The organism is Gordonia spumicola (genome assembly GCF_009932475.1).
Taxonomy (GTDB): domain Bacteria; phylum Actinomycetota; class Actinomycetes; order Mycobacteriales; family Mycobacteriaceae; genus Gordonia; species Gordonia spumicola.
On the sequence record NZ_BJOV01000005.1, the window covers coordinates 2,106,027 to 2,130,119 of the forward strand.

The window sequence follows — 24,093 nt, forward strand, 5'->3', positions numbered from 1 at the left end:
CTCGCTCTGGTGGCAGAGAACGAGAAGCACCCGGGAATGTCGTCGGGGAATTCGGTGAGACAACAATGTCGTCGACATCGTCAGGTCGCGTCAAAACTTCGAATCTCCGTGATCGGAAACAGCGATCGATTCACGGATGTGGTGAATCATTCGATGCCAACCACGCCGTCGAATGAGAAAGCAGACTCCACGATGCTCCGACACCCGTTCACCCGCGCCCTGTGCGCGCTGACGCTGACACTCCTGTCCGTCGTCGGGCTCACCGGTTGCCGTAGTGCGGTGGACGCGCAGCAGAGCCAGTCGAGTCGGACCGGCGCGGTGGTGCGCGGCGGCGATCTCCGGGTCGGCGTGCTCGGCGACATCTCGCCCGCCAAGTTCCTGCAGATCGGGACCGGCAGCCTCAACGGCCACATCGTCGCCAACGTGTACGACACCCTGATCACGCTCGACCATCGTTCGTCCACACCGCGCCCGTCCCTTGCGACCGGATGGACCCTCGCTCCCGACGGTCTGTCGCTGACGCTCGACCTCCGCACGGGCGTGCGATTCCACGACGGGCGCGAGTTCACGTCGTCCGACGTGCAGCAGTCGCTCCTCGCCTACCTCGCCGGACCGTGGAAGCCGCAGTTCAAGCGGACGGCCGCCGCCATCACCGGCTACGACGTCAGCGATCCGCACCGCGTGATCCTCCGGTTCGCCCATCCGCTCGGCAACGTGTTCGACCTCCTCGACTCGGCGCCCGTCATCGACGCGACGACGATCGACGGGCTCAAGGCGGGCCGGACGTTCAACGGCACCGGGCCGTTCCGGTTCTCGTCGTGGACACCCAATTCGACGGTCGTCCTCGTGCGCAATGACGACTACTGGGGCGGCGCACCCGCGCTAGACAAGATCACCTTCGTCGAGGGCAACGACCCGAAGTCCCTGTACACCCGCCTGCGGACCGGCCAGCTCGACGTCGTCGACCCTGCCGGACTCACCGCACACGACCGCAAGCTCGCGACCAGCCGATACGGTTTCGACGACATCGAGTTCACCGGAGCCGAAAGCCAGGCGTACATCGGCGTCAACGTCGCGAACCCCGCCCTCGCCGACCCTCGGGTCCGCCGGGCGATCGCGTTCGCCGTCGACCGCGACCGCATCATCGACGACGTCTACCAGGGCTCCGGATACCCGGTGAACCTCCCGTGGCCGACGACGTCGCCCGCCTACGACGCCGCGGCCAACCGGACCTTCACCCGCGACGTCGCCAAGGCTCGCGCGATCCTGCGCGACCTGCCGCCTGTCGCGCCGATCGACCTCGACTACTCGACGCAGGGCGGCACGTCGCGCATCGTCGCCGAGATCGTCCAGAGCAACCTGAAGGACGTCGGGATCACCGCGCGGCTCGTCCCCAACGATCAGACCGTGCACGCGGCGAAGCTGATCGGCGGACAGTTCTCCGGTCTCTGGGTGCTCGAGCACGCGTTCGCCCAGTTCACGCCGTCGACGCTCGCCGTGTCGGCGTACCCGTTCAACGCTGCGAAGAACGCCTCGAACTTCGTCAGCGCCGAGTACGCGTCGGCCGCCGACGCCGCGTGGAAGACGGCGGACCCGTCGTCGCCCGCCGCCCTCGCCGCCTATCGCAGGCTCGACTCGGTCTGGCTGAACGACCTGTTCCTGGTCGAGATCGGTGTCGTGATCCAGCGTGCGACGGCGTCGCCGAACGTGCGCGGCGTCGACTGGGACCGCCGCGTCCAATTCCACTTCGCGGGCACCAGCCTCGCCAACCCCGATCGGAGGTCATGACATGACCAGATACCTTCTCCGGCGGATCCCGACGGCGCTCGTCGTCCTGTTCGCCGCATCCCTGTTGATCTTCGCCGTCCTGCGCCTCATACCCGGCGGTCCGGAGGCCGCGCTGGCCGGCCCGGACGCCACTCCGGCCGACCTCGCCGCGATCCGCCACGGCCTCGGCCTCGACCGCGCCTTCGGCGCCCAATACCTCTCCTGGATCGGATCCGTCCTCACCCTCGACTTCGGGACGAGCTATCAGGTGGGCGGCAGCATCGGCGACCTCGTGTCGTTCGGCCTCACCAACACCCTGGTCCTCACGTCGGCCGCCGCCGTCGTCGCGACCGCCCTCGGTGTGGCGTTGAGCCTCGCCGCGACCATCCGACCCACCAGGTGGCTCAGCGCACTGCTGACCGGAGTCAACGCAGTCGCGATCGCCCTGCCGACCTTCGTGGTCGGCATCGCGCTGATCTTCCTCTTCGGCGTCCGCTGGCGGCTCCTCCCGGCGGGCGGCACTCCCCCGGACGGCTTCACCGACGACCTGTGGATCACGGCGCAGTACCTCGCCCTGCCCGCGATCACCCTCGGCCTGCCCGCGGGCGCGATGCTCGCGCGGTTCCTCACCGAGGCTCTCCAGACCGAACTGACCCAGCCGTACGCGGTCACGGCGATCGCTACCGGCGCGTCTCGACGCGACGTGGTGTGCCATCACGCGCTGCGCAACGCGTTGCCGTCGACGATCACCGCTTTCGGTCTCATCGTCGGAGCCCTGCTCGGCGGCGCCGTGCTGGTCGAGTCGATATTCGGCTGGCCCGGGCTCGGCCTGCTCACCGAGGAGGGCATCTCCGCACGCGACTATCCGCTCGTCCAGATCCTCGTCCTGCTGTCGGTGACGGTGTTCGTCGTCATCCAACTCGCCGCGGACGTCGTCCACGCATGGCTCGATCCCCGAATCCGATTGGCAGGTGCCGCCGCATGACAACCACCCTCTCCTCCGTCGACTCGTCGCCGACCGACCTCGGCCCGGGTTTGATCCCCGAGTCGCCGTCCGACCGCGACTCCCGGCCCATCCGGCGTCCGGTGTGGAAGAGCGTGTTCCGTGGGTCCGGACTCGTCGGCACGTTCCTGGTGCTGGCAGTCGTCCTCGCCGGAGTGTTCGGGCCGCTGCTCGTCTCCTACGCGCCCGACCAGCAGATCGACGGGGCCTACCTGTTGGCCCCGAGTTCCGAGCACTGGTTCGGCACGGACGACGTGAACCGGGACGTCCTGTCGCGCATCGTCTCCGGCATCCGCGTCGACCTGCTCATCGTGGCGATCGCCGTGCCGGTCGGCGCGGCCGTCGGCACGCTCGTCGGGCTGGTCGGCGTCTCGTTCCGGCGGGCGGACGGCGTGGTCCAGCGCGTCTTCGACGTGATCCTCGCGTTCCCCGCCCTCATCCTGGGCATCGCACTGGTCGCGATCCTCGAACCGGGGGCGGTCACCGTCGGGATCGTCATCGCGATCGCCGAGATCCCGATCTTCGGTCGACTCGTGCGGACGTCCGTGCTGCGGGTCCGCGAACAGCCGTATGTCGAGGCCGCCCGGGTGAGCGGCGCGGGCGGTGGCCGGATCCTGTTCCGGCACGTACTGCCGAACTCCGTCGAGGCTCTCGGAGTGCAGTTCGCGCTGTCCCTGTCGCTCGGCGTCTTCATCAGCGGAGCGCTGAGCTATCTCGGGATCGGAGTGGTGCCGCCGACCCCGTCGCTCGGCGGCCTCCTCGCCGCGGGCAACGGCTACCTCGAGACCGACCCTTGGCTTGCGCTCGGCCCACTCATCGTCGTATCGGCCCTCGTCCTGGGCCTCTATCTGATCGCGCAGTCGATCTCGTCCGACCGAAGGAGCCAGTAGACATGACACGAGCACTCGAGGTCACCGACCTCCACGTCACATTCGACTATCCGCGGCCCGCCGTCGCGGGCATCAGCCTGCACGTGGACGCGGGCGAGATCGTCGCGCTCGTCGGCGAATCCGGATCGGGCAAGACGATGACCGCGCGGGCCGCCATCGGCCTGCTTCCGCCGAAGGCGAAAGCCACCGGTTCGGTCAAGGTGGACGGACTCGAAGTCCTCGACCTCGACGAACACGAGTGGACGTCGGTCCGCGGCGCCCGGGTCGCGATGATCTTCCAGGAGCCGCAGACCGCGCTCAACCCCGTGCAGACCGTCGGCTGGCAACTCCGGCAGGCCCTGACCCGGCACGGCAGGCTCTCACGAGCCGAGGCCAGACGCCGTGCACTCGAACTCCTGACTCTCGTCGAGATCCCCGATCCGGCGACCCGGCTCGGCCACTATCCGCATCAGTTGTCGGGCGGACAGAAGCAGCGCGTGGTGATCGCTCTCGCGCTCGCCGGCGATCCGGCGTTGCTGTTGGCCGACGAGCCGACCACCGCACTCGACGTGTCGGTGCAACGCGACATCCTCGACCTGCTGGTCCGGCTCCGCGACCGCACCGGGGCCGGCATCCTGTTGATCACCCACAACCTCGGTGTCGTCGCCGAGATCGCCGACCGGGTGGTCGTCGTCCAACTCGGCGAGACCATCGAGACCGGCGACGTGCACAGCCTGTTCGCGGCTCCGCGCGAACCGTACACTCGGCGACTGCTCGCGGCGGTCCCCCGCCTCACCGGCGTGCCGGAGAGCCCGCCGACCGCGGACGTCGACGACCCGATCCTGGAGATCGAGGACGTCACCGTCCGGCACCCGGGACGCTTCGGATCGCGACCGCACACCGCGCTGTCTGAGATCACCCTCGATGTCGCGCCTGGCGAGGTCCTCGGGGTGGTCGGCGAGTCCGGATCGGGCAAAACGACGCTCGGCCGGGCGATCGGCGGGCTGGTGCCGGTGGCCGACGGTCGCATCCTGATCGACGGCGAGGACGTCTCGACGGCCCGTGGGGCACGTCTGCGCGCGCTGCGTCGCCGTATCGCGTTCGTCCCGCAGGACCCGACCGCGTCCCTGAATCCGCGGCTGCGGATCGGCGAGTCGATCCGCGAACCACTCGACATCCAGCGCATCGGCGACCGCGCGTCCCGTGATCGACGAGTCTCCGAATTGCTCGACGCGGTGCAGTTGCCGACGTCGTTCGCCGCCCGACTGCCCCACGAACTGTCGGGCGGACAGCGTCAACGCGTGGCCCTCGCCAGGGCACTGTCGGCGAGTCCGGAACTGCTGATCGCCGACGAGCCGACGAGCGCCCTCGACGTGTCGGTGCAGGCCAAGGTGCTGGAACTCTTCGCCGACCTGCAGTCGGAATTCGGGTTCGCCGCACTGTTCATCAGCCACGACCTCGCCGTCGTCCGGCAGGTGTCCGACAGGGTGGCCGTGCTCCGCTCGGGCCGACTCGTGGAGACCGGGTGGGCCGACGACCTCTTCGCCTCTCCGGTCACCGACTACACGCGCGCCCTCGTCGACGCGGTCCCGGTGCCCGACCCGGATCGTGTGCGCGCCGGACGGCCCGCGGTCCCGGCCTGAGCGCTACCGCCGCAAGGCGAGGGTGAGGATCGGGTACGGTAGGCCGTCGCCGTCGAGGTCCGAGCGGGCGACCTGCTCGAAGCCCCGGCGACGGTAGAACTCGACGGCATGCGGGTTCTGCTCGTTGACGTCGAGTTCCGTGACTTCGAGCCGCTCGATCGCGTCATCGAGCAGACGAGTGCCCACCCCCGTCCCTCGGACGTCGTCGTGGACGAACAGCATCTCGAGACGGTTCTCGGCGACGCCGGAGAACCCGACGATCCGACCCTGATGCTCGGCGACGGTGAGCGTCACATTCGGCAGGTAGTCCCCGGGCAACGCCCGCTCGATCTCGGCGAAGTGCTCGGTCGCGAGGAAGTCGTGGGTGGCCGTCACCGCGCTCCGCCACACACCGACGATCGCCGGGTAGTCGTCGACGCCGGGTTCTCGAAGGATCAACCGAGTGCTTTGAGGGCGCGGTCGGCGTGGACGTTCATGTTCACCTCGGACGCGATGACGTCGGCGACGGTGCCGTCGGCGCGGATCGCGAACGTGGTGCGCTTGGTCGGCATGCCGATCGCCCCGAACAGTCTGCTGCGGCGCACCCCGTACGCCTCGGCGACGGCGCCGTCGACGTCGGCCAACAGCGGGTAGTCGAGACTGTGCTTGTCGGTCCAGTCGCTCTGCTTCGTCACATCGTCGCGGCTGATGCCGATCCGCTGGACTCCCGCCGTCGCGAAGTCGGACGCCAGATCGCGGAAGTAGCAGGCCTCCTTGGTGCAGCCGGGCGTGAACGCCGCCGGATAGAAGAACAGCGCGACGGGTCCGTCGGCGAGGAGCTCCGACAAGCGTCGGACCTCGCCCTTCTGGTCGGGCAGAGCGAAGTCGGGCGCGGTGTCACCGGGTTTCATCCCTCCACCGTAGCGAGTTCACCGCGGCCCGCGTGGCGCGGGAACCGCACACCGAGCCGCCGCGTCTGACCTTGTATGAGGGATTCAGGCGTGTATCCGGCATCCGCGCTGCTAGTGCTCGGATTCGATCGGAAGACGATTCGTCGAGCTGTTCTCTCCGGCGATCTCATACAACTGCGTTGGGGATGGTTCGCCGCGGCGAATCACGACACGCGCACCGCGTCCGCGGTGCGGGACGGCGGAGTGTCGACCTGTGTCGATGCCCTCAGGTTCCACGGCCTCTGGACCCCTCCCGGCCACAACGGCCTGCATCTACGTCGCAGCTCGAACCTGAGCGGGAAGAACCCCGCGTGCCGACCACCGAGCGGGTGCGTCCGGTCGGCTCGCGAACCCGTCGACCCCATTCCGGTCGCTCTGCTCTACGCCGTCGGCTGCCTTCCCCTCGACGAGTGGGTCGCGGTCTGCGACTCCTACCTCAACTCGACGGGAAACGACGTCGCCGATCTGCTCGCCGCGATGGGCAAGCCTGGTCCCGCGGTGCTCCGCCGCCTCCGCTGGGTGGACGGTCGGTCCCAGTCCGGGACGGAGAGCATCGTGAGGGTCCGACTCAGGTCCGCGGGCTTCGACGTCGTCGTCCAGCCGCCGGTCGCCGGGGTGGGGCACGCCGATCTCCGGGTCGGCCGCCTGCTGATCGAGTGCGACAGCGTCCTGCACCACGCGAGTCGAGCAGACTACGAACGCGATCATCACCGCGATCGCCGAGCGGTCGTCGACGGGTGGCTCGTCCTCCGGCTCACCTACGACGACATCCTCTACGACTGGGACGGTGTGCTCGCCGACATCCTGTCGATCACCAGGCCGGACAGGCACCGCGCTCGCACGCCCCAGGCGATCGAGATGATTCAAAAGTCAGTACTGCAATCGACACTGGAGGGCAATGTTCCCTCGGTGTTCGATCTCAGTACTGACTTTTGATCGCCCGGTCACCCATCACTGCCAACCGGGTAATGGTGGTCGTCAACCCAGGGCGGAGGAGGCGGCCAACGCTCTCCCTGAGCGATCACACCGTCGGCAGCGAGTCGCTCATAGTCCTCGTCGTCGAGTTCACGGATCTCGTACGGCCCGACCCACATGCTCCTCGGATACTCCCGATTCCGAAGCTGGTTCGCCCGGTAGGTCGCCTCGAAACACGCGCGACGCCCGCGAGGGTCAGAGCGACGCCGGATGCCCCATAAGACCTCGTCGTCAAGAAAGGCTCGAGCGGCGGAGCAGCGCAGCTCACCGGAACTGTCGACTGCCCAGAACTGTCCGCAGTCCTCGCAGCAGTGATCAAACCGAGAGGCGACACAGCCGACGAACGTGACCCACTCGGGATACCACGACGGCCACGGTTCGAACAGCCCCGCCACCAGAATCCACGTCTTCCCACCGTGACACGACGGGCACGTCGGGCGCGGGTACGCGAAGGCCCACGCCTGGCGCTCGGGAGATTGAGGATGTGCACTCAGATAGTGACCACCGCGTTTGCGCGTCGGTACCGGCGGCACCGCGGCGTTCCACGGTGTCGCACGTTGGCGCGGTGCGCGTCTGCGAGACCTCTTCATGTCCGGATGGTCCCATCCGGGTACGACACGTCCGCTGCTGATCAGGCGAGGCCCGCGTCGTGCATGAGGATCGCCACCTGGACGCGGTTGGACGCGCCGAGCTTGGCGAAGATGTGTGAGATGTGAGCCTTCACGGTCGGAACGCTCATGAACAGTTCGGCGGCGATCTCGGCGTTCGACGCCCCCTTCGCCAGGCAGACGGCCACATCGCGTTCGCGTTCGGTGAGGTCGCCGACCGCCTTCTCCGCCCGGTCCGCGCGGTCGTCGCCGCGACCGTCGACCACCTGTTTGATCAGTGCGGCCGTGACCGACGGGCTCAGCGCGGGCTGACCGGACAGCACGTTGTCGATGGCGGTGACGATGTCGCGGGGCGGGGTGTCCTTCAGCAGGAAGCCGTCCGCTCCGACGGCGAGTGCGCGGACGACGTAGTCGTCGGCGTCGAACGTCGTCAGGACGATCACGGCGGGCGGGTCGGGCAGGCCCTTGAACTCGCCGGTCGCCGCTATGCCGTCGAGCACCGGCATCCGCAGGTCCATCAGCACCAGGTCGACGGGGTCCGTCTCGTACCGTTCGAGCGCCTCTCGACCGTCGCCCGCCTCGGCGACGACGTCGAAACTCCCGCCGAGCATCAGCCGGAGCCCCGACCGCACGAGCGGGTCGTCGTCGACGAGCATGATGCGCCGTCTGGCCGGCGCGGACTGTTCCCTCACGCCTGCCACGGTAACCACACCCGCAGTTCGAAGGCGCGGTCGACGGTCCTCGCCGACTGCCTGCCGCCGTGCAGGGCGACGCGCTCGGCCAGGCCGACGAGGCCGAACCCCGATTCGGGCGCCGCGGTGGCCGCCACGGACAACGGGTTCACCACCAGCAGATCCAATCCGTCGCCGACACCACCGGACATCGCGATCCGCACACGACTCGCGGGCGCGTGCTTGCGCGCGTTGGTCAGCGCCTCCTGAACACACCGGTACAGGGTCCGACCCAGCACGTCCGGCAGCTCGGCGAGGTCGGCGTCGCAGTCGACGTCGATCCGCATCCCGGACCTGCGGTTCTCCTCGATCAACTCGTGGATGTCGTCGACGGTGGCCTGCGGCGGCTCGGGGTCGGCGTCGCCCGGCCCCTCCCGCAGGACGCCGAGCACCTCCCTGAGCTCGGTCAACGCCAGGTGCGACGTCTCCTGAATGGTCTGCGCCGTCTCCCGGATCTGTTCGGGCGGCAGATCGTCGCGGAAGGCGAGCGCCCCCGCGTGCATGCCGATCGTCGAGATCCGGTGGGCGAGGACGTCGTGCATCTCCCGCGCGATCCGCGTCCGCTCGGCGACCTGCGCCTCCCGCACCCGCGCATGTTGTTCGCCCTCGGCCAGCCGCGCCCGCAGCTGCCAGCTCGCAAGCAGTTCACGGCGCGACCCCATGTACAGACCCCAGGCCACCGCCAGACCGAGGGCGACGAACAAGAACCCGAAGTCGGCGACGCCGATCGGCTCGTCCGACGGCGACTTCAACACGTACAGACCCGCGACGGAGCAGACGATCGTCACGACCGACTGGGGAATCAACTCGCGCCAACGACGACGCGTCGACAACGACACCAGCGCCAACGCGGCCGGACCGGCCGCACACGCGGAGAACACGCCCGCCACGTTCGTGACCGTCGCCACGATCACCGGGTGCGTCCGCCGGTAGCGGACCACCACGCCGAGCATCACCAGCCCGACGGCGACGTCGGCGACCATCCACGACGGATGTTCCTCGAGCAGGTACGGCGCCCTCGGCAACATCGCCAGCACCGAGATCGCCGACACCACGAGGACGCGCCACGACGTGCTCCACCGGGTCAACGTCGGCTGATAGTCCTCTGGGCGCACGAGTGCAAGGCTATCCCCGCCGCGAGTGCTCGCGCGCTCCTCCCGGGGTCGACATCGGTCTCATACTTTCGGATGAGGCGATTCGATCCCGGAGACGGATGTGCCGCGGGCCGCGGCCCGACAGGATGGAACGCATGATCGAAGTGAAGAACCTCTCGAAGCGGTACGGCGATTTCGTCGCCGTCGACGATGTGTCGTTCACCTGCAAGCCGGGACGGGTGACCGGCTTCCTCGGACCGAACGGCGCGGGCAAGTCGACCACCATGCGCATCATCACCGGCCTCACCCCCGCGGGGACGGGGACGGCGACGATCAACGGCGTCGCCTACCGGGACATCCCGAACCCGGCGACGCGCGTCGGCGTCCTGCTCGACGCATCGGCCCAGCACGCCGGACGCACGGGCGCCGAGATCCTCCGACTGACCGCCATGACGATCGGGGCGCCGCAGTCCCGCGTCGACGAGGCCCTCGACATGGTCAGCCTCACCGCGGAGGAGGCCGGCCGCCGCGTCCGCAACTACTCGCTCGGCATGCGGCAGCGCCTCGGCATCGCGAACGCGCTGCTCGGCGACCCTCAGGTCCTGATCCTTGACGAGCCCGCCAACGGCCTCGACCCCGCGGGCATCCATTGGATGCGCACGCTGCTCCGCCAGTACGCGGACCGCGGCGGAGCCGTCCTCCTGTCATCGCACCTGCTGCACGAGATCGAGATCATCGCCGACGACCTCATCGTCATCGGACACGGCCGGATCGTCGCCCAGGGCACCAAGGAAGAACTGCTCGCGGGAACCGGGGCCGTGGTGCGCTCCGCCGACGACCAGCGTCTCGGCCAGGCGTTGTACACCGCCGGGATCCCGTTCCACGAGCGTCAGGACGGCGGTTTCACCGTCGAGCAGACGCCGGACGTGGTCGGCGTCGTCGCCCGCGACGCGGGAGTCGCGCTCGTCGAACTGCGCGGCGGCGACGGAGCCCGACTCGAGGAGATGTTCCTCCAGCTCACCCAGCAGACCCAACGCGAACAACCGACATTCCAGGGAGTCCAGCGATGATCGCGACAACCGCAACCCCGCCGACGAAGGCCGCCCAGGGCATCCCGATGTCACGCCTGGTGAAGGTGGAGCTCCGCAAGCTCGTCGACACCCGCGCGGGAATGTGGCTGGCGATCTCGATCGCCGCGATCTCCGCGCTGATCGCGGTCATCGTCCTGATCGTCGGCTCGAGTCATCCGGACACCATCACGTTCGAGAACTTCTTCGGCCTGATGACCACTCCGCTCGGATTCCTGCTGCCGGTGATGGCGATCCTCCTCGTGACCAGCGAGTGGAGCCAGCGCAACGCGTTGACGACGTTCACGATGGAGCCCCGCCGGGAACGGATCATCGTCGCGAAGCTGGTCACCGTGCTCCTCGCGTCGATCGCGGCCATCGTCATCGCACTGGTCCTCGGCGCGCTCGGCAACCTCATCGGCGGACTGATCTACTCCGATCCCGCCGGGTCGTGGGAGATCACCGGGGTGTCCCTGTTCGCGAGCGTCTTCTCGATGATCACCGGCGTCCTCATGGGCTTCGCGTTCGCCGCGCTGCTCCTGAACACACCCGCCGCCATCGTGCTGTACTTCGTGGTGCCCACCGTGATCGGCATCGTCGGAAGCATCGTTCCGTGGATCAATGATCACCTCACCGATTGGATCGACCTCAACGCCTCTCAGCGTCCGCTGTTGGAGGGCGACTGGCCCGCGGGCTCCCAGTGGGCGCACATCGTGGTCGCCGCGGTCATCTGGATCGTCCTGCCTCTCGCCTTCGGCGTGAACCGGATCATGCGTTCAGAGATCAAATGATCTGGAGGAACTGAACGCATTCACCCGCGAACGGCGCATCCCACTCCCTGGGGATGCGCCGTTCGTCGGCGTTCAGGAGACGTCGTGCAGCGCCGGGTCGAAGGTCCGTGTGGCCCGCCGGTACGCGAAGGTGAATCCGGGCCAGTTCTGCGTGTTCTTGCCGTCCGCGGTCGTGTACCAGCCGTGACAGCCGCGCGCCCACACCGTCTTCGCGAGACGCTTCTGCAAGGTGTCGTTGAACTCCGATTCGACGTCGGCGCGCACGCTCATCGCCCGGGCGCCGGTGCGGACCAACGCGGCGACCGCACTGGACACGTAGGAGAACTGCGACTCGAGCATGTAGACGATCGAGTTGTGCGACAGGTTCGTGTTCGGCCCGTACAGCATGAAGAAGTTCGGGAACCCGGAGACGCTCAGCCCCAGGTACGCGTGGGCGCCGCCGCGCCACGCGTCGTTGATGTCGACACCGCCCGCACCGATCACCGACATCGGGGCGAGGAACTCGGTGGCCGCGAATCCCGTGCCGAGGATGATCGCGTCCACCTCGTGGAGCACACCGTCGTCGGTGACGACGCCGCCCGGCTCGACACGACTGATCGGCTCGGTGACGACGTCGACGTTCTCCCTCGTCAGGGCCGGGTAGTAGTCGTTCGACATCAGGATGCGTTTGCATCCCATCGGGTCGTCCGGGGCCAGCTTGGCACGCAGCTCGGCGTCGGCGACCTGGCGTTTCAGCATCCGCAGGTACCGTCGTTCGTACGGCTTGATCAGTCGGTCGAAACCCATGAAGGCCAGGGCGCGCGGCTCCAAGGTCGCGTAGGTGGCCCACCGCGACGCCCGCAGCAGTCCGGGGACGGTCCGAAACGCGCGGACGGCCCTCGGCGAGTACGGGTAGTCGGGCTTGGGCAGGACGTGCGGCGCACTGCGCTGGAACAACGTCAGGCTCGCCGCGCGCTGCGCCACATGGGGGACGAACTGCACCGCCGACGCTCCCGTTCCGATCACGGCCACCCGCCTGCCGCGCAGGTCGTAGTCGTGATCCCAGGTCGCCGAGTGGAACACCGCCCCGTCGAAGGCGTCGATGCCGTCGATGCGCGGATACGACGGCCTGCTCAACTGGCCGGTGGCCGCGACGAGGACGTCGGCCCGATGCGTCTCGCCGCCCGCCAGGTCGAGCACCCACTGGCCTGCGGCGTCGTCGAACGTCGCCGACAGCACCTCGACGCCGAAGCGGATGTGCCGCCGGACGTCCAGGTCGTCGGCGCACCGTTCCAGGTAGTCGAGGATCTCGCGCTGTCCGGCGAACCTCCGCGACCAGTCCGGATTCGGCGCGAACGAGAACGAGTACAGGTGCGACGGCACATCGCACTCCGCGCCCGGATACTCGTTCTCGCGCCACACCCCGCCGACGCCGTCGCCCTTCTCGAAGACGACGATGTCGTCATGGCCGTCGGCCTTCAGCGACGCGGCCATGCCGATGCCGCCGAAGCCCGAACCGATGATCGCGATAGACGGCACGTCTCCCCCTTACCGAGCCGCCGCCGACGCGCCGTCGTGGCCCGTCCCGCTCCGCGACCACACCGCGTACCCGATGCCGACCAGCGCGAACCACACCGCGCCGACGATGAGCGCGATGCGTCCGTCCTTGTCGAAGAACAGCAGCACGACGACCAGCGCAAGGAATCCGAGCGCGCCCCACGTGCTGAACGGCGCGAACGGCACCTTGTAGTCCGATTCCGGCAGCAGACCTGCCGCTACGCGGCGTCGGAACACCATCTGACAGATGATGATCGTCGCCCAGACGACGATGATGCCGACCGTCGACACCGCGGTGATGTAGGTGAACGCGTGCTCGGGGTCGATCACGTTGACGACCACGCCGATCGCCATGACGAAGGCGCTCAGCACGATGCCGGGCAGCGGCACCTGACGACTCGAGAGCTTCTGCAGAGCCGCCGGGGCGTCACCGCGTTGCGCGAGGGACCGGACCATGCGGCCGGTCGAATAGATGCCCGAGTTGCACGACGAGAGGGCCGCGGTCAGCAGGATGAAGTTGACGATGCCGGCCGCGCCGGGGATGCCGATGTACTGGAACACCGCGACGAACGGGCTCTCCCCCGCGTGGAAGTCCTTCCAGCTGCGTACCGAGAGGATCACGATCAGGGAGCCGACGTAGAAGATGCCGATACGGAACGGCACCGAGTTGATGGCCTTGCGCAGGGTGACGCGCGGGTTCTCCGCTTCGCCCGCGGTGACGCCGACCAGTTCGACGCCGACATAGGCGAACATGACGATCTGCAGGCTGAGCAGAGCGTTCATGAATCCGGTCGCGAAGAAGCCTCCGCTGTTCCACAGGTTGGTCACCGACGGGCCGACGTCGGGGCCGAGTCCGGCGATCGGCAGGAGCACCCCGATGCCGATGATGATCATGCCGAGGATCGCCGTCACCTTGATCGCCGAGAACCAGAACTCGGCGCGGCCGAACAGGCCGACGGAGATCAGGTTGGCGCCGAAGAGCACGATCAGCGCGACGAGGGCCGTCACCCACACCGGGATGACGGGCCACCAGTAGTTGACGTACTTGCCCGCCACGGTGATCTCGGCCATGCAGGTCGTCGTCCACACCGCCCAGTACGTCCAGCCCTGACTGAATCCGGCGAACCGCCCGAGGAATTCGTCGGCGTACTCGCTGATGCCGCCCGACACCGGACGGTAGATGATCAGCTCGCCCAGCGCCCGCATCACGATGAACACGGCGAGGCCCGCGACCGCATACGCGAGGATAAGCGCAGGTCCGGCCTTCTCGATCGCGCCACCCGCGCCGTAGAACAGGCCGGTTCCGATCGCGCCGCCGATGGCGATCATCTGCACTGTGCGGGCAGTCAGTCCCCGCTGGTAGCCCTCGTCGACTGCGGAGTCGTCCTGCTGGGTTGTCGTCACCTGCGTCCTTTCGCGAAGCTCGTGCGTCGTGCAGCGGGAGTGAATCTACTCGCCCGCGGTGTTGCGCCGGTCACTCCCCTCGTCGAACGCCCGATTCGTCTGCCCCACCGCAGCGTGTCGTCCAGACGGACGAATTCGCTGCGGTCACAGGTCGAGTTTGAGCCCGACGTGATCGGACCGGAAACCGGCCCTGGCGTAGAAGGATCGAGCGCGGTCACGGGCCGCATCGGTCGTCACCTGAACCAGTCGTGCGCCGTGCGCCGTGCCGTGCGACCGGGCCCAGTCGAGCATCGCCGACCCCAGCCCCAGCGAACGGTAGGCGCCCGCGACGCGCAGCCCCTCGATCTGCAGCCTCGTCGTGCCGCCTCGGGACAGGCCGGGGATGACGGTGAGCTGCATCGTCGCGACGATCCGATCACCGTCCCGCACCACGGCGAGATAGTGCGCGTTGTCGCGAGCGACGACGTCGAACGCCGCCTCGTACCGTTCCACCTCGGCGCCTTCCCGCGCCCCGCCGATCTCGTCGTCGGAGAGCAGTGCGACCACCGCGGGAACGTCGGCCCGGACGGCGCGCTGCACACGGAACGTCCGGTCCCCGACATGAAGGACGTCACCCGCCGACGAGTGGGCGCTCGCCCGCAGCCGTGCGACGAGCTCGTCGAGCCAGCCGCCGACGCCGTGTCTGGCCTCGTCGGTGTCGGGGTACCGGCACCTCAGGTGCAGGCCCGCGTCGTCGAGGATGAACCAGAGCATCACCCCGTCGGTCGCGATGACCGCTCCGACGTACTGCGCGTCGATGCTCGTCGAGTCGACGCGCACCGGAAGTCGCCGCAGGTCGAGCCAGGAGATCGCGAACATGCCCGGAGCCTCCGGCATGTCGCCGCCCCACGGTTCGAGCACGTCCCGCAGCGGCCATGAACCGAGCCGGACGGCTTCGCGTACCGCCGCGGCGCAGGCCGTGGGATCCGGGTCGGCGGACGAGATCACCGAGTTGGTGATGAACCAGCCGACCGACTCGTGCCACGAGGAGTCGTACCGACTGTGGACGGGGAACACCGCCCGCAACGGCACACCCGCGAGGTCCCTGGTCACCGCCGTCATCGCCGACACGGCGAGCGACAGCGTCGAGACGCCGTCGTCGCGCGCCTGCGCGGAGAACGCCGCGCTCTCGTCGACGTCGAACACGTCGCGGACCTCCACCCGCTCGGAGTGCATCACCGGCGAGCCGAGCGGAAGCGGGAATCGCGGCATCGTCCCACCGCTGTCGGAGAGGATCTCGGCCCACCGGTCACGGACGTCGTCCGGCGCGGCCGGGCGGTCCAGCAGGGCGCGGGTGTGCTCGACGAACGCGGGCGCGAGGTCGCTCGGACGGCCGCCGAGCGATGCGAGCAGGTCACGGACGATCACCAGCATCGACCACATGTCGACGTGTGAGTGGTCGGCCGCGACGATCACCGTCGGACCGGTCGCCGTCTCGAGCACACACAGGCGGTGCGACGGCCTGGAGTACGGCGTGCAGTACTCGTCGAACACCGACCTGAGCACGTCGTTGACCGCCTGACCTGGTCCGATCCGATGCTCGATCCAGCCGCCCGGCGCCACGTCGACCGCGCGGAGTCGCGGCCCGTCGTCGGACGGGACGAACACCGACCGGAGCGTGCCGTGGCGGGCGATCACAGCCAGCCACGCGGCCGCCAGGTCGTCGCGGGGCACCGGGTCGGGCAGTCGGAACGACAACGCCATCCACGAGCCCGGGCGGTCGCCCGCACCGACGTGTCGACGTTGGTCGAAGGAGACGGGGAGGTCGGCTCCCGGGTCGGACACGGCGACGTCGTAGCCGAACAGTCGCCCGAACGGCAGCCGGAGGTGCCCGATGTTCGTGAGCCTCATGGCGCTACGCTACCCATCATCTCCAGGCCCGCAACTCGAGGAGGACCCCATGCCGACATTCCACGTTCCGGGTGCGGACCTTGACGTTTCGTTCAGCGACGAGCAGGGGCGCCCCGTCGTCCAGCTGCACGGACTCACCTCGAGCCGGTCGCGCGACCGCACCCTCGGCCTCGACCTCGGACGCGGTCTGAGCGGCACTCGACTCCTGCGGTACGACGCCCGGGCCCACGGACGGTCCACCGGGCGCGCCGTCCCGGACGACTACCGCTGGCCCGCACTCGCGACGGATCTGCTCCGACTGCTCGACGAGTGGTTCCCCGGTGAACGCGTCCACGGCGTCGGACCGTCCATGGGGACAGGGACGCTGCTGCACGCCGCCGCGATCGACCCGGATCGCTTCTCGGGACTCACGCTGATGATCCCCCCGACGGCGTGGGACACCCGCGCCGCCGTCGCCGACGACTACCGCGCGGCGGCCGACCGGATCGAGGCCGACGGCGTCGACGCCTTCATCGAAGCCGGCCGCGCCGTCCCGCAGCCGCCGACCCTGGCCGGTGTCGCCGAGACCGTGCCGGACGTCGGGTCCGATCTGCTGCCGTCGGTGTTCCGCGGAGCCGCATCGAGCGATCTGCCGTCACCCGACACCGTCGCGGGCATCTCGGCGCCGACGTCGATCCTCGCGTGGATCGACGATCCCGGCCACCCGCTGTCGACCGCGCACGCGCTCGCCGATCTGCTGCCCTCGTCGACCTTGACCGTCGCCCGCACGCCGTCCGACCTGGCCGAATGGCCGCTGCTCCTGCACGACCAGGTCGCGTCCGGCTAGGATGTGTCCGCCCTACGCCGCGATCGTGGCGAAGCCGGGCGTCATGATTCCGCCCGCAGCGAGGGTCAGCACCACCTGACCGCGTCCGGTGGAGAGACGAACCTGCGGGACGTGACCGTTGAGGCCGCCCGAGAGCCTGGCGTGCCCGGTGCGGCCGGTCGACAGATTGATCCAGGAGACGGTCGCGCTCGGGATGCAACCCCAGCGGTCACGCATGGTCCCGGTGACGGTGACGACGCCCGCACCGTCGCGGACGACGCCGCATCGGACCGCCGGAACGTCGAGACTGCCGTTCGGATTGCCGAACGCGGCGGGCTGGATCTGGAAGGGTCGGACCGTCGCGGCGTCAGCGTACGGCGCGGTCACCGTGACCGCACCGATCACGATCGCGCCGATCGTCAATCCTCGACTGATTCTGTTCATGAGCGCATCCCCTGGGTATCGGAACCGACCCTCACATCACCTTACGACCGAACCGCCCGCTTTGTCGTCCGTTCGCGCCGAGAAGTCCGTCGTGGACGACGTTCGGCGTCGTCCGTGGACCCGCCCGTGACCGATACGCTGTCGGCATGCCGTTCACCGGATTCCCCGAGGCCGCACTCGATTTCTACGACGACCTCGAACTCGACAACTCGAAGTCGTATTGGGACGCGCACCGCGACACCTATCGCACGGCCGTCGCCGAACCGATGACGGCGCTCACCGCCGAGCTGGCCGACGAGTTCGGGGCGGCGAAGATCTTCCGACCCAACCGCGACGTGCGCTTCTCCAAGGACAAGTCGCCGTACAAGACGCATCAGGGCGCGTTCGTCCCCGTCGCCCCGACGACCGGGTACTACGTGCAGATCAGCGCGCCCGGGGTGCGGGTCGGCGCGGGCTTCTACGAGGCGAGCCCGACGAGGCTGACCGCGATCCGCAAGGCGATCGACCACGACCGGCACGGCCCGGAACTCGAGCGGATCGTCGCACGCCTTCGGAAGGCGGGCTGGGAGTTCGCCGGTGACACGCTCAAGACCGCACCCCGCGGCTGGGACAAGGACCACCCGCGGATCGAACTGCTCCGCCACAAGACGATGAGCGCCATGCGCGACTACGGTTTCGCCGACCTGATCCACACACCGGCCCTCGTCGATCAGGTCCGCGATCACTGGCGCGAGACGAAACCCCTGCTCGACTGGATCGTCGAGCACGGCGACGTCTGATCGGGCGAGAGTCGTGGACGCCTGAGTCGAGAGGAGGCGGACGTCTCGACAACAGTCGCTGACCGATTGTCGGTGGCCTCCCCTATCGTGAGAGCATCACCTCAGTCAACCTTGGAGCGCACCATGGCAGTCCGCGTCGACCTCAACATCTCCCTGGACGGGTTCGCGACGACCACCGACCAGACGCCCGAGAACCCGATGGGCGACGACTGGGGCCGCCTCGTCGATGCGTACGTCTCCACGAAGACCTTCCGTGAACGGGTTCTGCACGACACGTCCGGTGAGGGCACCACGGGCGTCGACGACGAATACGCCCGCGCCTACTTCGACGAGGTCGGCGCCGAGATCATGGGCGCGGGCATGTTCGGGCTGCACAACTTCCCGGACGATCCCGACTGGAAGGGCTGGTGGGGCGACGAGCCGCCGTTCCGCGTGCCCGTCTTCGTCCTCACCCACACGGCGAGGCCGTCGATCGAGATGTCGGGCGGCACCGTCTTCCACTTCCTCTCCGCCACTCCGCGGGAGGCGTTGGATCGTGCCCTCACCGCGGCCGACGGCAAAGACGTCCGCATCGGTGGCGGGCCGACCGTCGTCCGACAGTTCCTCAAAGCGGGCCTCGTCGACCGCCTCCATGTCGCAATCGCCCCCATCATCCTCGGCAGCGGCGACCGCCTGTGGGACGATCTCCGCGGACTGGAAGCCGACTACGCGGTCACCGCGGAGACCGCTGATAGCGGCGTCGTCCACCTGACATTCGGCAGGTGAGGTCGGAAGGAGTCAACGAATGCCGACGACCAGGTGCCATCCGTGCTGACCGGTGCCGAGCGTGCGATGGTCGACACTGGTGAAGCCCGCGTCGCGAAGTGAATCGGCGACGCCGTCGGGCTGCCGGAGGCGGAATCCGTGGCTGGTGACAGCCATCGCCGCCATCCGTTCGGGATCTCCGATGCCGACTGCGAACCGTCCACCGGTGCGCAGCACGCGGGCGGTCTCGCGAAAGGCCGCATCGAGGTCGTCGATGAAGTAGATCGTGTTCGTCGACACGATCGCGTCGACCGCGGCATCGTCGAACGGCAACGCATCCATCGGCGCCTCGTGGAGGGTGAGCCTGCCGTACTCGATCGAGTCGGCGAACGCCGTGCGCGCCGCGTCGATCATGGTGGTCGAGACTTCGACCCCGTGAACGTGATCGGACACCGCGAGCAGCGCCCGAAGGCCCACGCCGCCACCGAATCCGATATCGACGACAGTCGAATCGGCGCCCGCACCGGCGGCGTCGACGGCCGCGAGCACCACGTCCTCATTTCGACGGTTGAGGATCCGGCCTACGATGCGCCCGACCGCGCCGCTCGGCTTGCCGAGTTGGCGGGCGAGGAATGCCGTCGGGCGATCGGTGAGGGCCATCAACTCATCGAACACAGTTCGTCGGCGCAGGTCAAGGGCCTTGCGGCGCGTGCGGATCGTCGAACCGTCGGCACCACGAGTGAGCCCGGGCTGGATCGACGCATCGGTCAAGACGCCTCGCGCATGATGCCGATGTGACGGGCCGCCCCGGACAGCCCCGGAACCTCGCGTAGCGGAGTCCACGTGTCCAAGCCGTCCGTGCTGTCGGCGTACAGGTACTTCCCCTTCGTGTAGGCGTCGAGGAAGATCCGCCAGGCACCGTCGGGCAGTTGGACCAGTTCGGGCCCCTCGACAAGAGTTCCCCAGTCACCGGCCGGGACGAACCGGTACGGACCGGCCAGCGAGGTGGCGACGGCGTGCTGGATGACCTTCTTCGTCTCATTCTTGGTGAACGCGTGGTACGTCGAGCCGATCTTCACGACCGTCGTATCGATGTGGTCGGCTCCGATGCCGTCGAGCGGTGTCGGCAGGCTCCATCGGGTGAATGTCGAGTCGAGCGCCGTCATCAGGTACGGAACGAAGCCCCCGCCCGTCGACATCGACAGGATGACGTTCACTCGCCCGCCGTCGACGAACCATTCGGGCGCCCAGGCCTTCGTCGTGAACGGCGACAGCGACGGCACCTCGCGGAGCAGCGATCCGGTGCTGCCGAAGCCCGGGACAGACGCATGTCCGTCGCCGGTGCCGGGCAGGAGGAAGCAGCAGTACGGGACGCCGTAGTCACCGATCTTGGTCCAGTGCACGCGGTCTGAGCTTCGGGCGAAACCGATCGTCGCACCGTTGGCGGTCGTGTAGGTGACGTAGTATTCGCCGTCGGCCGCACGGAAGATGCTGGGGTCACGTACCCGCCCGGTGGGTGGGCTGTACGCCGCCTTCTGCAGAACGGTGAACGATGTCGCGTCGTCCGACTCGTAGACGTCCATCGTGCGGTCGGTCGCGCCGCTGAAGGCGACGACGGTGTATCTCCACCCGGCCGCGTGGGCTGCTGAGGGAACCGCGACGACGAGTCCGCATAGTGCGAGGAGCGCTGCGGCGATACGTGTCAGGGTCCGAACTGTTCGCGTCACCAGTCGAGTATCCGCGATCTCAGCCGCTCCCCGCCCGATCGTTACGGAACAGTTCCCAATTCACCCCGGTCGACAGTGTGGATTCCGCCTGAGGCGACGACGGATGAGCGCATGCCGGCGCCTCGCCCCTCTCGGTCGCATACGCTGCGCAGATGGGCGAAGCACTCGATTCCGGGCCGTTCTTCCACGGAACCAAGGCGGACTTGCGAGCGGGCGACCGTCTGACCGCGGGGTTCCGCTCGAACTACCGGCCCGAGATCGTCATGAATCACATCTACTTCACCGCCCTCGTGAACGGCGCCGGGCTGGCGGCCGAGTTGGCGACGGCGAACCGCGCGTCTACCGGGTAGAACCGACCGGCGAGTTCGAGAACGATCCGAACGTGACGGACAAGAAGTTCCCCGGGAATCCGACTCGGTCGTATCGCAGTGCCGAACCGATCGTCGTCGTGGACGAGGTGGCCGACTGGCCCCGACTCACGCCCGACGCACTGCAGGCGTGGCGCGACCGGTTGGCCGCGGGCGTGCGCGACGGCACCGCCGAGATCATCAACTAGGTGCACTACTCCGCCCAGGCGGGCGAAGGGAGCTCGCAATGCGCCCTACGTCGGCTGGCAGAACCTCAGCACGTTCCCCGACGGGTCGATGACCACGATCGTCGGACCACCCGGCGAGTCGACGTCGATCCCCGGTCGCAGTTTCGGGTGCGGACGCTCCACGAGCTCGGCGTGAAATTCCGCCGCATCCCTGATCGGAATCCACACCACCGTGCCCGGCGTCCCGTCACCGTGATGCTCGGAGAGATCGATGACGGCGTCGCCGCGTCGGATCCGCATGTACAGCGGAGTCCCCGGCTCGAACCGGTGCTCCCACTCGACCCGAAATCGCAGGTAGTCGATGTAGAAGTCGCGGGCCGACGCTTCGTCGAACATCCGGACCACCGGAATGGGCGGACCGACGTCGGGCACGTCCGAGCCCGCCTCCTCGACGCGGTAGTCGCGGTCGACGCCGTCGGTCGCACGAGCCCAGTCGCTGTCGGCGACCCGAGCCTGGTGAGCGTCGAATCCGGCACGGTCGGCGAACCGCTCCGACACCAGCCAGACGAGCGGATCGTCGGTCGGTTCGACGTGAAACGACACGCATCCAGGTTCGGCGCGTGTCAGTGCCGCGTGACGCGGCAGATGTTCGCGGACGCGGTCGGCCTGGTCGGCCGTCGCGCATGTCAGGCGGCCCGTCAACACGATCTGTGACATGCCCTGGAGGATATCCGTCACCACCGATCGAGGTGAGCGCGCGAACGGCGGTCATATCCGCCGAATCCGGTGATGATCGGCGGTTGTCCGTTCCCCCGCCCGCTGCGAAGACTGAAAGTCACGAAACCGCAGAACAACCGAGAGGATCGACAATGACTTGGCCCGCAGGAGAAACCGCCTTCGTGACAGGAGCCGCATCGGGAATCGGACGCGGTATCGCCCGCGCCCTCGTGACCGCGGGCGCCAATGTGGCGCTCGCCGACATCGACGAGGGCAGGCTCGCCGACGTCGCCGGGGAACTGACCGACGCGGGCGGTGTCGTGTCGACCGTCGTACTCGACGTGAGCGATCCCGATGCGTGGGCGACCGCGGCCGACCGGGTGGAGAAGGAACTCGGCGAAGTGTCCATCCTGTGCAGCATCGCGGGCGTCGTCGGCACGCCCGGACCGATCGAGCGGACGCCGTTCGCGGTGTGGCGGTGGGTGCAGTCGATCAACGTCGACGCGCAGTTCCTCGCCATCTCGACGTTCGTGCCGCGCTTCAAACTGCGTGGGACGCGAGCGCATGTCCTGAACTGCTCGTCGATGGCGGGACTCACCCCGATGGGGTTCGTGGGGTCGTACGCGGCGTCGAAGTTCGCGAGCGTCGGACTCTCGTTGTCCCTGCGGGAGGAACTGCGCGACACAGCGATCGACGTGTCGCTGCTGGTCCCCGGCACCGTCGCGACCGACATCACGCGCACGGCGGCGGCGGGCGAGGCGAAACTCCTCGGCCGTGACGCCGAGACCACGGTCGCGGAGGCGAACGCGGCGATCGCCGCGGCGGGCGCCGATCCGGATCTCGTCGGCGTGCAGGTGGTCGAGGCGATGCAGGCCCGCCAGTTCCTGATCCCGACCCACCCCGAGTTCGGGGTGCCCGTGGCGGCGCTGCACGCCGAGATCGTCGCGGCGTTCGACGGCCTGGACGGTCGTCACGGCCCCGATCCGGCGGCTGCGGCGTTCGCCGACGGCGGCAACCCCATCGTCTCGGCCGATCTCGTGAACGCGGGAGTCACCAATGACTGACGCCACCGTCGCCCGCCCACCCGTCGATCCCGAATTGGACGCGGTCCTGTCGGTCGTGAGCACGCAGATGCCGAGGATGTCCGCAGACACGATGGCATTGATGCGGCAGATCATGATCGACTCCGTCGACGTCACCGAGGAGTCGCTCGCCGCATACGGCCTCGTCGCGCGCGAGATCACCGTTCGCGGACATGAGGGCGCAGAGTTGGCGGCCACCGTGATCTCGCGCGCCGATCACACGGGCGACGGACCGGGGATCTTCCACATCCACGGAGGCGGGATGGTGGTCGGCACCCGCCTCAACGGCCCGATCCACATGCTGCCGTGGGTCGTCGAGCACGACGCCGTCATGGTGACCGTCGAGTACCGGCTCGCTCCCGAGTTTCCGCACCCGTACCCAGTGGAGGACTGCTACGCGGGCCTCGCGTGGACCGTCGAGCACGCCGCCGAACTGGGCATCGACCCCGACCGACTGCTCATCGCAGGCGCGAGCGCGGGCGGAGGGATCAGCGCGGGCGTGGCACTCCTCGCCCGGGACCGCGGCGGCCCGTCTCTCATCGGCCAGGTGCTGGTGTGCCCGATGATCGATGACCGCGACGTCACCGTGGCCTCGCTCCAGTACGACGAGGTGACCACCATCTGGGATCGGGCTAGCAACCGCTTCGGCTGGGACTCACTGCTCGGCGCCGATCGCGGCACCGGCGACGTGCCGATCTACGCCGCGCCCGCTCGGGCCGACGATCTGTCCGGCCTTCCGCCGACGTTCATCGACTGCGGTTCGGCCGAAGTGTTCCGCGACGAGGACGTCGCCTACGCCACTCGACTATGGGCGGCGGGCGTCCCGACGGAACTGCACGTCTGGTCGGGCGGATTCCACGGATTCGACCAACTGGCCCCACATGCGGCGGTGTCCCAGGCCGCGATCGCGGCTCGCGCGGACTGGGTCGCTCGACTGCTCGGGTCCTGAGTCG

At 68.5% G+C, this 24,093-nt stretch carries 23 protein-coding genes and 1 pseudogene; 13 read left to right on the plus strand and 11 right to left on the minus strand.

The annotated features are described in order from the left end of the window. Window positions 1-192: 192 nt before the first annotated feature. The 4 genes from GYB83_RS21090 to GYB83_RS21105 are packed head-to-tail and all read left to right on the plus strand — an operon-like array spanning window position 193 to window position 5,282. Window positions 193-1,788 (plus strand): ABC transporter substrate-binding protein, encoded by a 1,596-nt coding sequence (locus tag GYB83_RS21090; protein ID WP_161897243.1) that lies wholly within the window; start codon window positions 193-195, stop codon window positions 1,786-1,788. 1 nt (window position 1,789) lies between these two features. Then, complete coding sequence (locus tag GYB83_RS21095; protein ID WP_161897244.1) at window positions 1,790-2,752, plus strand: ABC transporter permease; 963 nt, start codon at window positions 1,790-1,792, stop codon at window positions 2,750-2,752. After that, entirely contained in the window at window positions 2,749-3,660 is a 912-nt protein-coding gene (locus tag GYB83_RS21100) for an ABC transporter permease (protein WP_161897245.1), read from the plus strand. Before GYB83_RS21095 ends, GYB83_RS21100 begins: the two co-directional genes overlap by 4 nt. A gap of 2 nt (window positions 3,661-3,662) precedes the next feature. Continuing rightward, complete coding sequence (locus tag GYB83_RS21105) at window positions 3,663-5,282, plus strand: dipeptide ABC transporter ATP-binding protein (RefSeq protein ID WP_161897246.1); 1,620 nt, start codon at window positions 3,663-3,665, stop codon at window positions 5,280-5,282. A 3-nt stretch (window positions 5,283-5,285) separates the two neighbouring features. Here GYB83_RS21105 and GYB83_RS21110 read toward each other — a convergent pair whose 3' ends face one another. Beyond that, window positions 5,286-5,720, minus strand: coding sequence for a GNAT family N-acetyltransferase (locus GYB83_RS21110; protein WP_161897247.1), 435 nt, complete (start codon window positions 5,718-5,720; stop codon window positions 5,286-5,288). Continuing rightward, window positions 5,717-6,172: a peroxiredoxin gene (locus tag GYB83_RS21115; RefSeq protein WP_161897248.1), complete on the minus strand. Its 456-nt coding sequence runs from the start codon at window positions 6,170-6,172 to the stop codon at window positions 5,717-5,719. The genes GYB83_RS21110 and GYB83_RS21115 overlap by 4 nt, the downstream gene beginning before the upstream one ends. Before the next feature lie 90 nt (window positions 6,173-6,262). Here GYB83_RS21115 and GYB83_RS21120 point away from each other — a divergent pair, with 90 nt between their 5' ends. Further along, window positions 6,263-7,147, plus strand: coding sequence for an endonuclease domain-containing protein (locus GYB83_RS21120; RefSeq protein ID WP_228461688.1), 885 nt, complete (start codon window positions 6,263-6,265; stop codon window positions 7,145-7,147). A 670-nt stretch (window positions 7,148-7,817) separates the two neighbouring features. Here the strand turns inward: GYB83_RS21120 and GYB83_RS21125 are convergent. Together GYB83_RS21125 and GYB83_RS21130 are read right to left on the minus strand one after the other, a co-directional pair. Further along, entirely contained in the window at window positions 7,818-8,450 is a 633-nt protein-coding gene (locus tag GYB83_RS21125) for a response regulator (RefSeq protein WP_161897650.1), read from the minus strand. Between the two features lie 32 nt (window positions 8,451-8,482). Then, window positions 8,483-9,640 carry a sensor histidine kinase gene (locus GYB83_RS21130; protein WP_161897250.1) on the minus strand — a complete coding sequence of 386 codons (1,158 nt, stop codon included), beginning with the start codon at window positions 9,638-9,640 and terminating at the stop codon, window positions 8,483-8,485. Window positions 9,641-9,765: 125 nt separating this feature from the next. Here GYB83_RS21130 and GYB83_RS21135 point away from each other — a divergent pair, with 125 nt between their 5' ends. Next, window positions 9,766-10,689 (plus strand): ABC transporter ATP-binding protein, encoded by a 924-nt coding sequence (locus GYB83_RS21135; RefSeq protein ID WP_161897251.1) that lies wholly within the window; start codon window positions 9,766-9,768, stop codon window positions 10,687-10,689. Beyond that, window positions 10,686-11,477, plus strand: a complete 792-nt coding sequence (locus tag GYB83_RS21140; RefSeq protein ID WP_161897252.1) for an ABC transporter permease — start codon at window positions 10,686-10,688, stop codon at window positions 11,475-11,477. Before GYB83_RS21135 ends, GYB83_RS21140 begins: the two co-directional genes overlap by 4 nt. A gap of 72 nt (window positions 11,478-11,549) precedes the next feature. On the opposite strand, the gene GYB83_RS21145 is transcribed toward GYB83_RS21140, so the two are convergent. The 3 genes from GYB83_RS21145 to GYB83_RS21155 form a co-directional block, all read right to left on the minus strand. Continuing rightward, window positions 11,550-12,995 (minus strand): flavin-containing monooxygenase, encoded by a 1,446-nt coding sequence (locus GYB83_RS21145; protein ID WP_228461690.1) that lies wholly within the window; start codon window positions 12,993-12,995, stop codon window positions 11,550-11,552. Window positions 12,996-13,004: 9 nt separating this feature from the next. Next, entirely contained in the window at window positions 13,005-14,417 is a 1,413-nt protein-coding gene (locus tag GYB83_RS21150; protein WP_161897253.1) for an amino acid permease, read from the minus strand. A 144-nt stretch (window positions 14,418-14,561) separates the two neighbouring features. After that, window positions 14,562-16,307 carry a GNAT family N-acetyltransferase gene (locus tag GYB83_RS21155; protein WP_161897254.1) on the minus strand — a complete coding sequence of 582 codons (1,746 nt, stop codon included), beginning with the start codon at window positions 16,305-16,307 and terminating at the stop codon, window positions 14,562-14,564. A gap of 49 nt (window positions 16,308-16,356) precedes the next feature. Here GYB83_RS21155 and GYB83_RS21160 point away from each other — a divergent pair, with 49 nt between their 5' ends. Beyond that, window positions 16,357-17,133 carry an alpha/beta fold hydrolase gene (locus GYB83_RS21160; RefSeq protein ID WP_161897255.1) on the plus strand — a complete coding sequence of 259 codons (777 nt, stop codon included), beginning with the start codon at window positions 16,357-16,359 and terminating at the stop codon, window positions 17,131-17,133. Window positions 17,134-17,145: 12 nt separating this feature from the next. Here the strand turns inward: GYB83_RS21160 and GYB83_RS21165 are convergent, their stop codons facing one another. Continuing rightward, window positions 17,146-17,556: a hypothetical protein gene (locus tag GYB83_RS21165; RefSeq protein ID WP_161897256.1), complete on the minus strand. Its 411-nt coding sequence runs from the start codon at window positions 17,554-17,556 to the stop codon at window positions 17,146-17,148. Between the two features lie 146 nt (window positions 17,557-17,702). Between GYB83_RS21165 and GYB83_RS21170 the strand changes: the two genes are divergently transcribed. Both GYB83_RS21170 and GYB83_RS21175 read left to right on the plus strand, forming a co-directional pair. Further along, window positions 17,703-18,335, plus strand: coding sequence for a DUF2461 domain-containing protein (locus GYB83_RS21170; RefSeq protein ID WP_161897257.1), 633 nt, complete (start codon window positions 17,703-17,705; stop codon window positions 18,333-18,335). 123 nt (window positions 18,336-18,458) lie between these two features. Then, window positions 18,459-19,100 (plus strand): dihydrofolate reductase family protein, encoded by a 642-nt coding sequence (locus GYB83_RS21175; protein ID WP_161897258.1) that lies wholly within the window; start codon window positions 18,459-18,461, stop codon window positions 19,098-19,100. A gap of 12 nt (window positions 19,101-19,112) precedes the next feature. On the opposite strand, the gene GYB83_RS21180 is transcribed toward GYB83_RS21175, so the two are convergent. Both GYB83_RS21180 and GYB83_RS21185 read right to left on the minus strand, forming a co-directional pair. Then, the gene (locus tag GYB83_RS21180; RefSeq protein ID WP_228461692.1) at window positions 19,113-19,850 is read right to left on the minus strand and encodes a class I SAM-dependent methyltransferase; all 738 of its coding nucleotides are present in this window, start codon (window positions 19,848-19,850) and stop codon (window positions 19,113-19,115) included. Then, window positions 19,847-20,806 carry a glycoside hydrolase family protein gene (locus GYB83_RS21185; RefSeq protein WP_161897259.1) on the minus strand — a complete coding sequence of 320 codons (960 nt, stop codon included), beginning with the start codon at window positions 20,804-20,806 and terminating at the stop codon, window positions 19,847-19,849. The genes GYB83_RS21180 and GYB83_RS21185 overlap by 4 nt, the downstream gene beginning before the upstream one ends. A gap of 152 nt (window positions 20,807-20,958) precedes the next feature. Between GYB83_RS21185 and arr the strand changes: the two are divergent. Next, a pseudogene (arr, locus tag GYB83_RS21190) lies at window positions 20,959-21,362 on the plus strand (NAD(+)--rifampin ADP-ribosyltransferase). A gap of 45 nt (window positions 21,363-21,407) precedes the next feature. Here arr and GYB83_RS21195 read toward each other — a convergent pair. Continuing rightward, a complete protein-coding gene (locus GYB83_RS21195; protein WP_161897260.1) occupies window positions 21,408-22,058 on the minus strand; it encodes a glyoxalase superfamily protein in 651 nt (216 codons plus the stop codon). A 152-nt stretch (window positions 22,059-22,210) separates the two neighbouring features. On the opposite strand from GYB83_RS21195, the gene GYB83_RS21200 reads away from it, so the two are divergent. Beyond that, on the plus strand, window positions 22,211-23,122 hold the full coding sequence (locus GYB83_RS21200; protein WP_161897261.1) for an SDR family NAD(P)-dependent oxidoreductase: 912 nt from the start codon (window positions 22,211-22,213) through the stop codon (window positions 23,120-23,122). Beyond that, window positions 23,115-24,089, plus strand: coding sequence for an alpha/beta hydrolase (locus GYB83_RS21205; protein ID WP_161897262.1), 975 nt, complete (start codon window positions 23,115-23,117; stop codon window positions 24,087-24,089). The genes GYB83_RS21200 and GYB83_RS21205 overlap by 8 nt, the downstream gene beginning before the upstream one ends. Window positions 24,090-24,093: the final 4 nt, after the last annotated feature.